We start from the raw sequence: 13,370 nt of genomic DNA on the forward strand, positions 1-13,370 counted from the left end.
AACTTAATGTACAATATGAATAGCATAGATTGGGAAGTTGAGAGGTAAGTTTGGATGTTTAAACATGGAGTAATAAGAATGATTTTATTTGGTGCTATAGCAGGAATAATTTTAGGTGCTATTTTGGGATTTACTAAAACAGAAATGCCTATTTGGGGATATGCAATTTTGGGTGCCATTTTAGGTCCAATAGGACTTGCTATATATACATCTTGTAATAAAAAATAACAAACATATAAATAACTTTAAAATTATAGGTGGACAACCCCACCTATAATTTTTTTATATTTCAACGGTATATTAAAACACAGCTAATTTTAAACTCTATACTTTAAAATCCTTTTATACTTTTAATTTTTATCTTTTACAAGTCTATTTTCTACAAATGCAACCATTTCATACATAACAAATGCAATTATAGAGAGTATTACAATACTCATCATTACCATATCTAATTGAGCAACTTGTCCTCCATAAACTATTAAGAATCCTAACCCATTCTTAGCTACCAAGAACTCACCCATTATTACACCTACCCAAGATAATCCTACATTTATTTTTAATGCTGAAATAAAGATTGGAATAGAATATGGGAATATTAAATACCTTAATATTTGCGTCTTAGATGCTCTGAAGGTATTCATCAGCATAATTTTTTCTTTATCTATTTCATTAAATCCAGTTAAAACACTTATAATTGTTGTAACTACTGAAATTAATAGTGCAATAACAATTATAGCTGGCATACCATTTCCAATCCAAAAAATTATAATTGGAGCTAAAGCAACCTTAGGAAGTGCATTCAAAACTACTATATATGGGTCTAATATTTTTGCTACAAGAGGACATGACCATAAAATTACTGCAATTAATCCACCTAATATTGTTCCCAGTGAAAAGCCTAAAATAGTTTCATAACAAGTAATACCTATATGCTTAAACAAACTTCCATCTTCATATAAGGATACTAAAGATTTAATAACTCTAGTTGGACTTGAAGTTAGAAATGGGTCAATCCATTTTAAACTAGCAGCTATTTGCCATAAACCAACAAAAATTACAAGTATAAGGATTCTAGTAATTACAATTCTTCTTTTAGTTGATTTTACTTTTTTCAAATATACTTCATGTTCTTTACTAATTGTGCTTGTCTCACTTATCATTTCATGTTTTTTACTGAATTTATCTGAGCTTTGTTTTTTAAAGAAAGTTCTCCCTTGTTTCTTACTCATTACCATCATTCAACTCCTTCCATAGTCTATTGAAATAACCACTAAACTCTGGAGATCTCCTCTTTTCAAATGGAGTTAAGTTATGGTTCTCAAAATCTATAGGAATTTCAGCTTTTACATTTGATGGCCTTTTAGTTAACACTATTACTTTTTGTGATATAGAAATAGCTTCTGCAATATCATGCGTTACCATAATTGCTGTCTTCTTTTCTGTTTTTATTATCTTATAAACATCATCACATACTAGTAGTCTTGATTGATAATCCAATGCTGAAAATGGTTCATCTAAAAAAAGTATTTCAGGTTTTAAAGCTAAAGTTCTTATAAGGGCAACTCTTTGCCTCATTCCTCCAGAAAGTTCACTTGGATAATGATTTTTAAATCTTAGTAATCCATAAGCGTCTAATAATTCATTTACTCTATCTTTTGATTCATCATTTAATTGTTTTTTTATTTTCAATCCAAGAATTACATTTTCCCAAACAGTATTCCATTCAAAAAGATGATCCTTTTGAAACATGTATCCTATTTTATCTAAATTACTTTTTATATCTTCACCTTTGTATAATACATATCCACTAGATGGTTCTAAAAGTCCATTCATTATATTAAGCAAAGTAGATTTGCCACATCCAGAGGGTCCTAATATAGAAATAAACTCACCCTCATTCACTTTGAAATTAACATTATTTAAAGCTTGTGTTTCGCCTTTAATAGAATGATAATTCATGGATACGTCTGATATTTTAAGCAAGCTCAAATTAAAATCACCACCTTCTCATCTTTACCGTGTCCTCTACTTAACTACTTTTTGAGCATATGAATTATCTACTATTTTATTAAATTCAGGTTTTTTTTGCATTAAATTTGCATCATAGTCTGCAATTATTTCCATAAGTCTATTTAAATTTTCTTCTTTAATCTCTGGTGTATGGGCAATCGCATCAATATTTTTATAATTATCTATAACAGTCATAATTGTCTCTTTATCAGTTCCAGGAAAATATTTAATTATACTATCAGCAACTTCTTCTGTACTATGGGTAAAGAACCATTGTTGCCCTTTATAAATTGACTTTGTAAATTTTTCAATAACCTCAGGATTTTTATCCATATAAGATTTTGTAGCGAAGTAGCAAGTATAAGGAATAAGACCTGACTCTTCACCAACTGATGCAAGTATAGTTCCAGTACCCTCTTTTGCAAGAACTGATGCTGTTGGTTCAAAAAGTGCTACATAGTCTCCGGTACCACCTTTAAATGCACGTTACATGAAAATACGATATTTGATAATTATATTTTGAGGATTGATTTAACAAATGAATTTAGAGAATTGCCTGCTAATACAATAGCTGAAAATTTAGTTAGACTTAGGAAGTTAAATAATTTAACCCAGCAATATTTAGCCACTGCTTTAGGGATTAGTAAATCCAATATTTCTAAATATGAACGTGGAAAGTTATTTCCCACAAAAGAAATGTCTATGAGATTAGCTGACTTTTTTAATATTAATAATAAGTATTTTTATGATAATTATTTTGAAGCTATGGATAACTTTCAGCAATATATATCAGATTTACTTAAGCCAGATATTTATATTAGTAAAAATCAATTATGTAAATTGTTAGGTATATCCAAAAGAACTTTATATAGATATTGTTATCATAATGATCTTCCATCTAGAACTATATTTATTAAAATTCAAAAACATTTTAATAAAGACTAGAAAAACTATTTACAGTTTTCTAGTCTTTATGTTTTATAATTTCTTAATCTATTTCATTTAAGAACCTACAACTTCTGGATTAGTTAACTTTTAATTTACTCTAATTTATTTGAGCTTATATGTTGCATACATCTAACTTATTGATTTAAATCAGTTCATCTTAATTTATATGAATTTAGAACTTTTGTGGGAAAAGTGTGGTAATAAATATTAGTTATATATTCTTTATTCAGCATTTTACATGTCTACTATTATCCTCACCTTTTTCTAGTAATATTTTCAACTAGCTCTATAGACATATCATGCATAAATCTTATACAATATAATATCTAATCCAAACATATGATTTATTCAAAGTGAATTTCTTATCTTTCTTCCTTAGGATTAAACATATAATCTCCATCTTCATCAAATGGATTTTTACCATTATAAGCTTGACCATCCTTTCTTACCATTGTCGAATTATTCTTACGTTCTCTATAATGTGATTTTTGAGATCTCACAATATAACCAGCATGTTCTTCGGTAAGAATTCTACAAAATGCCTGAGTAATTTCAGTTCTTGTACTAACTTTTTTAGTACTAGTTTTTAGTTCTTTTTCTTTTGAATCTTTATTAATATTATCTTTTATATATTTCCCTCTAAAAATTTTCTTTGGCATTTTTTACTCTCCTATACTATATAAAATATACAGCTACAAAATAGCCTTAATATTACTGCCGCAATAAATGATTGTAAACCAATAGTAAAACATCTGCTTTTAGCATTTGTTATATAATCTCCAGTTCTTGCTGAATTTCCAAAAGTTTCAATCATTAATTTATAATAATTATTAATATCTTTGTACGTTTCAATTTCAGCGAAATCAGAATACTTCAAGTATTCCTCTAATTCTATATCTGGAAAAGGTGTTTCTTTATAAGAAAATTTACCCTTTTCAATTTGCTCTTCAATATTTTCTTGTGTTTTATTTTCTAATCTTTTATTAACCTCTTTTCGTACAAAAATCCTTACTTTTCTTTTCAACTTTTTCGATAAAAATAATTTAACTATTTTAATATTTAGTAAATTATCATTTAATCCTAACATTAAAGTAATAACAGCAATTGTTAAAGCTGAATATAATAATGCTGATAAAATTTTACCCGTCAATTCGATTTGCCAAATAGTTGATGCTTCTGGCTTTCCAAATACAGAAAGTCCTCCTAGAATTGCAACTGCCTGCAATAAGTATAATATTTTTATTTCGACATGTTGTTTTCTTGATAATATTTCATTTGATTTTTCTTTTGCACATTCATGTATATATTTTAAATTTTCATCCACATTTTTCATATTATCTCTCCAATTATACAGAATAATTTCTTTTATTGTATAATATTCCTAGCAAATACACAAGTTGTTAGAAATAAAAAATAGACTAATCATATGCTTAATCTACCTTTTACTAATCTTCACCTAATTTAGTTATGAACTTTATTATCTATTTATTTTATTCAAATTTCTGTTAAACAAACTTTATAACCATCATATACTGCATAGTATTCATATATATCACCCTTTTTACTATAGTAGTAATACATAACATCTATTTGCAATTTTTCATTTTTTAAATCTACAATTATCTCTTCGAGAATTTAACTCGCTGATAAATCAATGCTTTAATAATTAAGTTTAAAAATCCTATTCCACTAAATTTCTACTAATGCAAAGATCATTAATAAGTATTGAAAAAGAACTGCTAGAAGAATTCAAATCAATAAAATAACAAAAAGATGCAGCCAAATTAATGACTGCATCTTATATAATTTTATGGGGAGAGTAATTTAGTAAGGGGCTTTTGGATACCTTTATAATAACACACTATTATAAAATAATCTATATTAATTGATAATATTTATTTATTGTTTTTCGACAAAATAAAAAATGAGGTAGATTAAACCTAAACGTCTAACCTACCTCTAAAAATAATTATTGAGCTTGCAAAAATCTTTCATAGTTCTCTATTTTATCCTCTCTGTTGGTCTTTTTTATCCAATCGTTATATTCTAAAATAGTTTCTTCTACAGTTTTTAATCTTATCTGATTATTCTTTTTCCTTTTCATTTCTACATACATGTTAATCTTAATTATATTCCCCATCTTCCTCACCTTCCTTTTATGCTTATAATACTGTTAAATTGAATAACCTAAAGACTTAAGTAAACCTTATCATTTCTAATTAATATATTATCATTAGTTTATGTCAGTTATTTGTCAAACTTGTACATGTTTCCTCTTTATTTTTATATAAAAAATTAAAGGGTACAAGATTAACTCCCATACCCTTACTACATTCTTGTCATTAACTTATTTAGTTATTGTATCTTTGTCGCAATTCCATTCCTATCAAATCTATATCCGTACATATCACAATTGTAAATCATAGCTCCAGAACTGTATAAACAATAATCTTTTCCATTATCTTTAATCCATCCAGTTTGCATTTCTCCACTTGAATTGAAATAGTACCATTTACCATCAATTTTCTTCCAACCTATAGTCATATCACAATTACTTGAATCTAAATAATACCATACATCTTTTTTATCTTTACAAGTTTGATAGTATACCCAACCCGTTATACACCAACCATTAGAATCAAATAGATACCACTTATTATCAATAAGGTTCCATTCTGATTTATAGTAAGTTTTACTAACTGGATCTGGTGAATACCACCATCTACCACTCTTACTGTTCCAACCTTCTTTCCATTCATCATTTATAGAAATAGCTAATATACCCTCAACTATTGCTCTAGCAATAATAGCAGGATCATATTTAGTAGGCGCATTGGAATCTACAAACATACACTCCACTAATAAAGCTCTCATATTAGTTCTACTAAGAACTATAAGACCTTCTTCTTTTACGCCCCTGTCCTCTATACCTAAAGCATTTGCTATACTGCTTGATATTCTAGATGCCATTTCTACTTTTTCTCCAGTAGAACCTCTGCCAACACATACCTCCGCTCCATCACCAGTGTGTTCTTTCCCTGAGTTGAAATGTATTTCAATATACCAATCAGCTCCGATTTTATTAGCTAAATTAGATCTCACATAACAGTCTTCAAAATTATAACTATTAGATGTATCTATTCTTGAATGAATAGCTGTTTCCCCTTCTTGTTCTAAGTATTTACATACTAGTGGCCCAACTTCTCTTGTGCAATTACTTTCATCTAATTGGTCTACTGCACCACAGCCTGCATTACCTGATGCTGTATGTCCATCTGCTATAATATATTTACTCATTCAAAGACCTTCTTTCTTTATAATATTTTCAAAAGAGTAACCATAAAGGCTACTCTTAATTTGCTATGCTTGTGTGATTAAAGCATCTCCTGGATTTAATGCATTGTTTATTTTATCTATTTTTGCTTTTAAATCTGCATTTTCTGCCTCAAGGTTAACTTTATTTTCTTGTAATAATGAAATTTGTTGTTTAGCTGAATCATCTGTTAATGCTACTTTACCCTTGTTAAATTCTCCAGCTATAGCTTGTCTTAAATCATCTAAATTAGATTGAGTTAATCCTGGTATCTTTTGCAATAGTAATTGGTTAAACAAATCAGCTTTAGAACCTAAAATTTGAGTTGCATTCTCTGTGATCCTAAACTTTTCTTCTATTATGTTCCATGCTTCTTTGGCTTGTTGCAATTCTGATTCATGTCCTGAAATTTTAATTTTTTGTTCAATCTCTTCTTTTTTCTTAGTAAATACTTCTATTGCTGCACTTCCTACTTTTTTAATTGTTGCTACTAAAATTGCTACTATTGCAGTAGCTACTATTGGGGCAATTTGACTAATCAATAATTCTTTCATTTTTGAATTCCACCTTTTCTTATTTTATTTATTAAATATTCCTGTTTGAATTGCATAAAAAAAGAAGCTTATCAAAGCTCCACCCATTGCAGTTATAAACCACTTCATCATATTTGTTAGTGATTTAAGATTTTCACATAAATTTTTAATTTCTGTCTTAAGCTCTCTTGAGTCTTGCTCCAGTTTATCTAATCTACCTCCGTGGTTATTAAGCCTCTTTTCATGAGTTTCTAGCTTGTCTTTTATTAATTCTTCATTCATATTTCACCTTCCTAATTTCAAATTATTTATAAAAATAAGCATGAAAAAAAGACTTCTTAAAGTCCTCGTTATGCCTATCTTCTATTAAATTATTCTGCTAAATATTCTGCAACTGCAGTTCTATAATCTTCTGGAACTACTTTCTTTGTAGATCCTTCCACTAGCTCTAAATTCCACTTTTCAACTCTAACTAATACTGCATAGGCAGTAATTAAATATGGCTTCAAATTCATACTAAACACCTCCCTTCAATGTAGCTATTTCATTTTTTAGATCTACTATTGTTGATTGTGCTTCTGCCAAATCTGCACCCATAGCAGCTATTGCTTCCCAAATATCAACAGTTGCATTTTCTGCCTCTTGTTTTCTATCTTCCTGAATCTCTTGCAATGGTTTTTTATTTATAATTTCCATTATTCAAAAGCACCTCCCAATCCATAGAACTCAATATTATCTGTTACACCTGATTTTAATGTTAATTTAAATCTTATATCTATTCCCCATTTAGTACCTGTCTTGACCTTATTAGTAAATATATAAGATTTATTTAACAATGTCTGACTTGTAGCATTTTCCCATGTCGGTACTGCATCATATGCATTATTACAAACCTCAAATAAAGCATCTACATTTTCTTTACCTATCCAGTTTGGAGTCAATAGAATTTTTGTGGCAGCTAAATCTGTTGGCACTATATTGGTAAACCCTGTACTTTCAATTACAGTTTCTTTTTTTGTAAAAGTAAATGTTCTTACTATACTTGCTCCAAGTGAATCTGTTGCAGTTATAGTATATTTATGAATTCCATTAGGCATTATAATCCACGTGGCTTCCGGAATACCTATTGTATACTCCGTACCATCAACACCAGTAATATTTTTAAGCACTATATCATTCACCTTTTCAACTATAGAGAAGGTATTTCCTTCAACATCATGGCAAATATATTTTTCAGCTATTCCAGTTCTTACAACTTGCCCTAAATTCTTATCACTATTTGTTATACTTGGTCCACTATTGGTTCTCGTAAATGTAATAGTCTTATAGGTAGTTGCAGTTCCGTCTGTTACACTTATAAGAATTGTGCTTTGTTGATTTAAAGGTAAACTGTCTAATATTGCTTTAGTTATACTAATAGTAAAATTAGTATTTCTTGGAGCATTGCTAATTGAATTAATCTGACTGCCATTTAATTTTTCTATGACATTTAAGATATTTGCACTATCTACATCATTTACAGAGAACAGAATGTCGAATGGCGTATTTTTATTTCCTAAGCTTTCATTTGCACTTCCGCTAATTGTCGGTGCAGTATTGACAGAGCCCTCTACCTTAAATGACAACGCTACATGGGAACCATATGATGTCCCAACGCTTACACCCATATCTGGGTAGACACCACTTACATTTTTGCAAAATATGAAAGTGCCGTTATATTCGCTCGTAACAGTCATACTTATTCCACTTACAGTAGTTACTATTGGTGAAGTAGTAGCATTATAATAATTTGCGACATGCTCGTTATAACCCACGCGTTCGAATGCTATTCTATAAACTACACTTGCTTCTAAGGTACAAGATATAGGAATTTGAAGCCATCCTTGGGCGAAAGCTAATTGACTACTTGAAGCAATCAGTGCTTTGTCTGAGACTCTAAATATATATGCTTTCACATTCCCAAAAGTATAAGGATTCTTAAACCATAGAGCAGATACCTTTACTGGAGCACTCATATATATGTCTTCTGCTAACATCGTAGCACCTATGGTGATAGTCGAGTTACTCTCTCCTTGAGTCCAAATAATTGACATTTTTCTATCCCCTTTCTAAACGTAAATTTTCTTATTTACAGAATCGTATATTCCACTTTTTAATTTAATATCATCTAAAGTTGCAAAAGATATAAAAAACATATTATTACTCATATCATTTATAGTTACATTTTTAAGTGTCAATACATCTAATTTTAATTTCATTATTTCATCAAATAACTCTTTTAAAAAACTATAATTGAGATATACTCCTTCTTCTAAATGATTTAAATTATTAGCACTTACTGGAGTTCCTTGTTGCAATATTTCTCCTTGTTTTGGAGCTAAATTTATAGAACCATCCGTATTTACTGTTTGTACAAATGCAAATGGACTTTCTACTATATGATCCTGCCACTCTGTCTTTTCATATTCACCTATCATACTTCCACCTCACTTATCTTTACGCTAAATACAATAAGTAATCCTTTAGTAGTATCTTTTTGAACTACATTAGAATTTTGAAAAATTATTTCTCCATCCTGATCTATAAGATTTTTATTTTCAATTTTTCCAGTGAAGGTATCATCTAATAATAAAAATATTTTAAGTGTATCTTTATTAACTGCTGTTCTATACAGCTCTACATCTTTTGTTATTCCCTCAACTGTTACTTGACCTTTTTTCACAAGTCCAACTATTAAGTTTGCTATTTTATTTATGCCTTTTTCTGTTATCAAATTGTATCGCCTCCTGTATTAAAAGCACCTGCCATATTATACTTTTGCATAGTAGTTGTATTATTGGTTACTGTATTGAGTTCTGTTGTCACTTTAGTTCCTAGAGTGTTCGCATCTGGCTTAGTTCCACAGAGGAATGCACCACACATGAAAAAAGGATACGAATACTCCTTATATTTAGTTTCTAACTTTAATTCGTCACTTATTACACCTATTATCGAATCTAAATGAGATCTCTTGTTTTTTATGGTATCTAACATTTTATAGAATGTTTTAAGCCCATCTTTTAATGCTTCTATATTTGCATATACTTGAAATGTATATGGTTCACCATTATATTGAAACCACTCTACAACCTCTGCATCTCCACCAAATATAGTCTTAGTCAATTCTTCTGTGGCTTGTGGTGTGCCTTTTATTTTGTGCCATCTAGGAGAATTTTTAACAAGCTGTCTTTTTATTTCAACAGACAACGTAGGATCATAAAAATCAACATGAAATTGCCATGCTAGTTCATCTATTGTTTTTTTATCTAGTTCATCCATTCTTCCATATAAATATGTTAATTTAATAGAATCATTTATTTCTTTCAGATATGGAGTAAGTGCAACACATAATGCTTGAATCATTGAATCTTGTTGAAGGTATGAAGTTTGTAATTCTAATAAATCAAATTCATTAAGATTCATTACTCTTTGCCTCCATAAGTTACAATTATATTAGCAGCTTTAGCCACTTGATTTTCCGTTATAGTTGCATGAACTGGCGAAGTTACTTCTAATCTCCTTACACCTGTAATTTTAATTCCTTCAACTTCAAATGATGCAGCATTTTGTATAAAGTACTTTAGTTCATCAGGATTTATTGCTTTTCCAATATCACTTTGTTGCCATTTTATAAAATCTCTTATGGCTCCATTTGAATGATCAAGATGATCTCCTTCAATGCTCTTTCTCCATTCCTCTTCTTTTATTGAAAAATTTTTATCTAGATAATATGTTAATTCAATATTGTAATTAACTACTTCTGGAACAACTACTTCAACCTTATCTGTAAGTGGCCTTCTATCTTTTTGAGAACAAGCATTATAAATCTTATCTAATATTTCCTGGCTTGGTATTTCTCCATTATCAACTAAAGCATATATTCGAACAACGCCTGGTGAAGGTGATGTTATTTTTATACTTGAAACAGAATTATCTGCAGATAATGCATAATATTCATACGCTCCTTCTGGGCCTGTAGTACTAAGACTCTCCATATATAGTCTTGCTCTTTGTCTATACGTTTCATCATCTTCTATATCTGATCCTGAAGCTGATATTTCAGTATTATATATTTCTGATACATATGATATTGGATCTACTATAAATTTAATTTTCATTGGTAAGAATCCATTATATTTTTCTCCAGGTTCTGCAGCAATAAGAGTAACTTCTGTTTGGGTTTGTCCTGCTTTAATTACTGCATTATCTCTAATTAGATATATTAATAATCCATCTGGAGTTACTTTGGTTCCAGCTTGAATTGTAACATCTTGAGCCTGAACTTCCGAAAGCTTTGCTATTCCCTTGCAAAATGATTTTGTTGAATCTAATCTAGTTGTTTTATAAAAATCCTCTGCTACTTCATCTAGCTTTTCATCTCTTGCATACCTTAATAAATTTTGATTTGCAGTATCATTAATTGAATTGTATAGCCCAATTATTATAGGTGCTAATGAATGTAAAAATAAATTACGTTCATCACCATCACTTAACTTTATCCCAAGATAAGATTCCACTGTATCAAACATATTATCTAATATGTTCTGAGGAATTATTTCAACAAAGTTAATCAATAGTAACCACCACCTTTATTTCTAAATTTTCAATATCTTCTATTTCAACACTTTTTACTGTAGCTCTCGGCTCATATGTTTTTATTAAATCATAAGTTTCTTCAATTAATGCATTTCTATTTTTATTTGTTTTATCTACATTTTTAGGATTTCTTCCCATGAGTCGATCATAAGGTACTTCATTTTTAACTGTATTAATTATATTGTTTATATTTTGAAGAATTCTATTGTTTCCCTTTGCATTCCAATCTATTAAGTCAGAACTGCTTACTGTATAATCCATATTCTTATCCTCCAAAAACTTGATTTTCTAATGCACTTACCTTTTGAGAATCTTCTTCTGACATAGTTTCTTCACCACTTGCCTTAGCTTTTGATTTAGCCTTTGATGATTTACTAGCCTTTTCTTTATCTTCATCTGATGTTCCTGATTCTTTCTTTACTCCAGCTCTAACATATTCTTCAAAATCTAATTTTAGTGTTGCTTTGATTAATTTACTACCAAAATAAGTTGTATCAGATAAACCTACATTCTTAAGTAGAAACTTATTAGTACTTACAGGATTATCACCTAAAAAAAGCATATTAGGTGCACCACTTTCACAAATTGTTCCCCAATCTTCTACTTCTGTTCCAACATCAATACTTGATGATTGTCTTAATTTAATTGAAATGCTAGGGTTTTGAAGTCCTTTTCCCTTTATATAAGTTGAAGGCTTATCTCCATCTACCTCTTGGCTTTCAACATTTAATGAAAAAGATTTAGTATAATCATCAAATGTATATATTTTATTAGAACTAACTTCAAATAACTTTCCTGAAAAACCTCCTAATGACATCTAATCACCCCACTTTTTCTACTATAACTCCATCTTTCAAATTTTGATTATAAAAACATATTACTACTTGATCTCCCACAGAAATATTTATTGAATTTATAGGTAACCAATCAGTAACAGCATTGTCCATATCTTGTAATGTTACTCTAGCAACATTATTATTTACATCCGATACTATACCTATATTATTCACTAAAATCCCTCCAGTACTTTTCTAACTCTAACTTTTGTTTTCCCTTGAATAAAATCTTGATACACTCTATCAACTATATATTTGCCATTAAAAGAATCTAGATTTTCAATTTTTACTGTAGCACCTGCTGCAACCTTTGCATTTTTATTTAAATAAAATGTTCCAGTGATTTCATATTTGTTATATGATCTTAGTATATTTTTTGCAAATCTATCAGCTTCATAACTGTTACTAACCATTATGTTTCTTAATTTAAGCAACTCACCATCTCGATTTAATATGCAATTTCCTTTAATAAACTTTCTTGAAGCATAGTTTATTTCACAACCACTATATATATCTTTAGATATACAGTTAAAATTATATTTTCCAACAAACATAGATGGGTCTAATGTTAATGATTCTTTTTGCCCTTCTAAAAATACTTCTGAAACAATAATTGCTTTTCCATCACAAATTTTTAAATTATAACCTTCTAAAATACATCTTTCGTTTAGAAATTCAATATTATTTTTTTCTATTTGGTCTACCCTTGCATACTCGTAATTTTCAATTGTTCCATATGTTTCTAACTTTAACCCCTCATCTTTTATAAGATCATTAACCAATGCTAAAAATCTTACACTTTCCCAGGTTCTTGTGAATTTAGTTTTTACCTTTTTCTTTATAGAAAGAGCTCTTATTGAATATATTCCAACTCCACATCCAAACTCATCTACATACATTTTTCCTGTTGAAAATGGTTCCTCAATAACTTCTATAGTATGATTTTTCTTAAAGCCCCATTTCCTACATTCATTTTTTATATCTGCAAAAGTAATAGCAAGGCTATCAGCCTTGCCACCCATATTATCTATAACTTTACAATCAGATACCTGAATATTAATCTCAGTGTTTTCATATATAACTCTCATTAAA

21 protein-coding genes and 1 pseudogene are annotated in these 13,370 nt (G+C 29.2%); 2 read left to right on the forward strand and 20 right to left on the reverse strand.

Annotation, left to right across the window (positions count from 1 at the left end; all coding sequences use genetic code 11):
* The first annotated feature begins 54 nt into the window (after positions 1–54).
* Positions 55–228 (forward strand): hypothetical protein, encoded by a 174-nt coding sequence (locus psyc5s11_RS22330; protein WP_224034667.1) that lies wholly within the window; start codon positions 55–57, stop codon positions 226–228.
* 122 nt (positions 229–350) lie between these two features.
* Here the strand turns inward: psyc5s11_RS22330 and psyc5s11_RS22335 are convergent, their stop codons facing one another.
* From psyc5s11_RS22335 to psyc5s11_RS22345, 3 genes and pseudogenes are all read right to left on the reverse strand, one after another.
* On the reverse strand, positions 351–1,142 hold the full coding sequence (locus psyc5s11_RS22335) for an ABC transporter permease (protein ID WP_224038250.1): 792 nt from the start codon (positions 1,140–1,142) through the stop codon (positions 351–353).
* An 82-nt stretch (positions 1,143–1,224) separates the two neighbouring features.
* Positions 1,225–1,992, reverse strand: a complete 768-nt coding sequence (locus tag psyc5s11_RS22340; protein WP_224034668.1) for an ABC transporter ATP-binding protein — start codon at positions 1,990–1,992, stop codon at positions 1,225–1,227.
* Positions 1,993–2,028: 36 nt separating this feature from the next.
* A pseudogene (locus tag psyc5s11_RS22345) lies at positions 2,029–2,496 on the reverse strand (ABC transporter substrate-binding protein); the annotation flags it as partial.
* Positions 2,497–2,532: 36 nt separating this feature from the next.
* Here psyc5s11_RS22345 and psyc5s11_RS22350 point away from each other — a divergent pair.
* Positions 2,533–2,958 carry a helix-turn-helix domain-containing protein gene (locus tag psyc5s11_RS22350; protein ID WP_224034669.1) on the forward strand — a complete coding sequence of 142 codons (426 nt, stop codon included), beginning with the start codon at positions 2,533–2,535 and terminating at the stop codon, positions 2,956–2,958.
* A 365-nt stretch (positions 2,959–3,323) separates the two neighbouring features.
* Here psyc5s11_RS22350 and psyc5s11_RS22355 read toward each other — a convergent pair whose 3' ends face one another.
* From psyc5s11_RS22355 to psyc5s11_RS22435, 17 genes are all read right to left on the reverse strand, one after another.
* Positions 3,324–3,620, reverse strand: a complete 297-nt coding sequence (locus psyc5s11_RS22355) for a hypothetical protein (RefSeq protein WP_224034670.1) — start codon at positions 3,618–3,620, stop codon at positions 3,324–3,326.
* A gap of 11 nt (positions 3,621–3,631) precedes the next feature.
* A complete protein-coding gene (locus psyc5s11_RS22360; RefSeq protein ID WP_224034671.1) occupies positions 3,632–4,294 on the reverse strand; it encodes a hypothetical protein in 663 nt (220 codons plus the stop codon).
* Between the two features lie 636 nt (positions 4,295–4,930).
* Positions 4,931–5,101, reverse strand: coding sequence for a hypothetical protein (locus psyc5s11_RS22365; RefSeq protein ID WP_224034672.1), 171 nt, complete (start codon positions 5,099–5,101; stop codon positions 4,931–4,933).
* A 215-nt stretch (positions 5,102–5,316) separates the two neighbouring features.
* A complete protein-coding gene (locus tag psyc5s11_RS22370) occupies positions 5,317–6,258 on the reverse strand; it encodes an N-acetylmuramoyl-L-alanine amidase (RefSeq protein ID WP_224034673.1) in 942 nt (313 codons plus the stop codon).
* Between the two features lie 63 nt (positions 6,259–6,321).
* On the reverse strand, positions 6,322–6,828 hold the full coding sequence (locus psyc5s11_RS22375) for a cobalt ABC transporter permease (protein ID WP_224034674.1): 507 nt from the start codon (positions 6,826–6,828) through the stop codon (positions 6,322–6,324).
* Positions 6,829–6,852: 24 nt separating this feature from the next.
* Positions 6,853–7,089, reverse strand: a complete 237-nt coding sequence (locus tag psyc5s11_RS22380) for a hemolysin XhlA family protein (RefSeq protein ID WP_224034675.1) — start codon at positions 7,087–7,089, stop codon at positions 6,853–6,855.
* An 89-nt stretch (positions 7,090–7,178) separates the two neighbouring features.
* Complete coding sequence (locus tag psyc5s11_RS22385; RefSeq protein WP_224034676.1) at positions 7,179–7,322, reverse strand: CD1375 family protein; 144 nt, start codon at positions 7,320–7,322, stop codon at positions 7,179–7,181.
* 1 nt (position 7,323) lies between these two features.
* Complete coding sequence (locus tag psyc5s11_RS22390) at positions 7,324–7,503, reverse strand: hypothetical protein (protein WP_224034677.1); 180 nt, start codon at positions 7,501–7,503, stop codon at positions 7,324–7,326.
* Positions 7,503–8,900 carry a hypothetical protein gene (locus psyc5s11_RS22395; protein WP_224034678.1) on the reverse strand — a complete coding sequence of 466 codons (1,398 nt, stop codon included), beginning with the start codon at positions 8,898–8,900 and terminating at the stop codon, positions 7,503–7,505. Before psyc5s11_RS22395 ends, psyc5s11_RS22390 begins: the two co-directional genes overlap by 1 nt.
* A 15-nt stretch (positions 8,901–8,915) precedes the next feature.
* A complete protein-coding gene (locus psyc5s11_RS22400; RefSeq protein WP_224034679.1) occupies positions 8,916–9,284 on the reverse strand; it encodes a hypothetical protein in 369 nt (122 codons plus the stop codon).
* On the reverse strand, positions 9,281–9,580 hold the full coding sequence (locus tag psyc5s11_RS22405) for a hypothetical protein (protein ID WP_224034680.1): 300 nt from the start codon (positions 9,578–9,580) through the stop codon (positions 9,281–9,283). The genes psyc5s11_RS22400 and psyc5s11_RS22405 overlap by 4 nt, the downstream gene beginning before the upstream one ends.
* Entirely contained in the window at positions 9,577–10,269 is a 693-nt protein-coding gene (locus tag psyc5s11_RS22410; protein ID WP_224034681.1) for a phage tail protein I, read from the reverse strand. Before psyc5s11_RS22410 ends, psyc5s11_RS22405 begins: the two co-directional genes overlap by 4 nt.
* Positions 10,269–11,420, reverse strand: coding sequence for a baseplate J/gp47 family protein (locus tag psyc5s11_RS22415; protein WP_224034682.1), 1,152 nt, complete (start codon positions 11,418–11,420; stop codon positions 10,269–10,271). Before psyc5s11_RS22415 ends, psyc5s11_RS22410 begins: the two co-directional genes overlap by 1 nt.
* Entirely contained in the window at positions 11,413–11,703 is a 291-nt protein-coding gene (locus tag psyc5s11_RS22420; RefSeq protein ID WP_224034683.1) for a hypothetical protein, read from the reverse strand. The genes psyc5s11_RS22415 and psyc5s11_RS22420 overlap by 8 nt, the downstream gene beginning before the upstream one ends.
* A gap of 4 nt (positions 11,704–11,707) precedes the next feature.
* On the reverse strand, positions 11,708–12,259 hold the full coding sequence (locus psyc5s11_RS22425; protein ID WP_224034684.1) for a hypothetical protein: 552 nt from the start codon (positions 12,257–12,259) through the stop codon (positions 11,708–11,710).
* 4 nt (positions 12,260–12,263) lie between these two features.
* Positions 12,264–12,452, reverse strand: coding sequence for a hypothetical protein (locus psyc5s11_RS22430; protein WP_224034685.1), 189 nt, complete (start codon positions 12,450–12,452; stop codon positions 12,264–12,266).
* Positions 12,452–13,366, reverse strand: coding sequence for a phage late control D family protein (locus tag psyc5s11_RS22435; protein WP_224034686.1), 915 nt, complete (start codon positions 13,364–13,366; stop codon positions 12,452–12,454). Before psyc5s11_RS22435 ends, psyc5s11_RS22430 begins: the two co-directional genes overlap by 1 nt.
* Positions 13,367–13,370 lie beyond the last annotated feature (4 nt).

It is taken from the genome of Clostridium gelidum, from assembly GCF_019977655.1.
Classification (GTDB): Bacteria; Bacillota; Clostridia; order Clostridiales; family Clostridiaceae; genus Clostridium; species Clostridium gelidum.

Excerpts from the sequence above, each read along its gene's own strand:
- psyc5s11_RS22375 (WP_224034674.1), bottom strand. The coding sequence starts at position 6,828 with ATGAAAGAATTATTGATTAGTCAAATTGCCCCAATAGTAGCTACTGCA.
- psyc5s11_RS22360 (WP_224034671.1), bottom strand. The coding sequence starts at position 4,294 with ATGAAAAATGTGGATGAAAATTTAAAATATATACATGAATGTGCAAAA.
- psyc5s11_RS22420 (WP_224034683.1), bottom strand. The coding sequence starts at position 11,703 with ATGGATTATACAGTAAGCAGTTCTGACTTAATAGATTGGAATGCAAAG.
- psyc5s11_RS22390 (WP_224034677.1), bottom strand. The coding sequence starts at position 7,503 with ATGGAAATTATAAATAAAAAACCATTGCAAGAGATTCAGGAAGATAGA.
- psyc5s11_RS22370 (WP_224034673.1), bottom strand. The coding sequence starts at position 6,258 with ATGAGTAAATATATTATAGCAGATGGACATACAGCATCAGGTAATGCA.
- psyc5s11_RS22425 (WP_224034684.1), bottom strand. The coding sequence starts at position 12,259 with ATGTCATTAGGAGGTTTTTCAGGAAAGTTATTTGAAGTTAGTTCTAAT.
- psyc5s11_RS22385 (WP_224034676.1), bottom strand. The coding sequence starts at position 7,322 with ATGAATTTGAAGCCATATTTAATTACTGCCTATGCAGTATTAGTTAGA.
- psyc5s11_RS22410 (WP_224034681.1), bottom strand. The coding sequence starts at position 10,269 with ATGAATCTTAATGAATTTGATTTATTAGAATTACAAACTTCATACCTT.
- psyc5s11_RS22400 (WP_224034679.1), bottom strand. The coding sequence starts at position 9,284 with ATGATAGGTGAATATGAAAAGACAGAGTGGCAGGATCATATAGTAGAA.
- psyc5s11_RS22380 (WP_224034675.1), bottom strand. The coding sequence starts at position 7,089 with ATGAATGAAGAATTAATAAAAGACAAGCTAGAAACTCATGAAAAGAGG.
- psyc5s11_RS22395 (WP_224034678.1), bottom strand. The coding sequence starts at position 8,900 with ATGTCAATTATTTGGACTCAAGGAGAGAGTAACTCGACTATCACCATA.
- psyc5s11_RS22365 (WP_224034672.1), bottom strand. The coding sequence starts at position 5,101 with ATGGGGAATATAATTAAGATTAACATGTATGTAGAAATGAAAAGGAAA.
- psyc5s11_RS22435 (WP_224034686.1), bottom strand. The coding sequence starts at position 13,366 with ATGAGAGTTATATATGAAAACACTGAGATTAATATTCAGGTATCTGAT.
- psyc5s11_RS22355 (WP_224034670.1), bottom strand. The coding sequence starts at position 3,620 with ATGCCAAAGAAAATTTTTAGAGGGAAATATATAAAAGATAATATTAAT.
- psyc5s11_RS22330 (WP_224034667.1), top strand. The coding sequence starts at position 55 with ATGTTTAAACATGGAGTAATAAGAATGATTTTATTTGGTGCTATAGCA.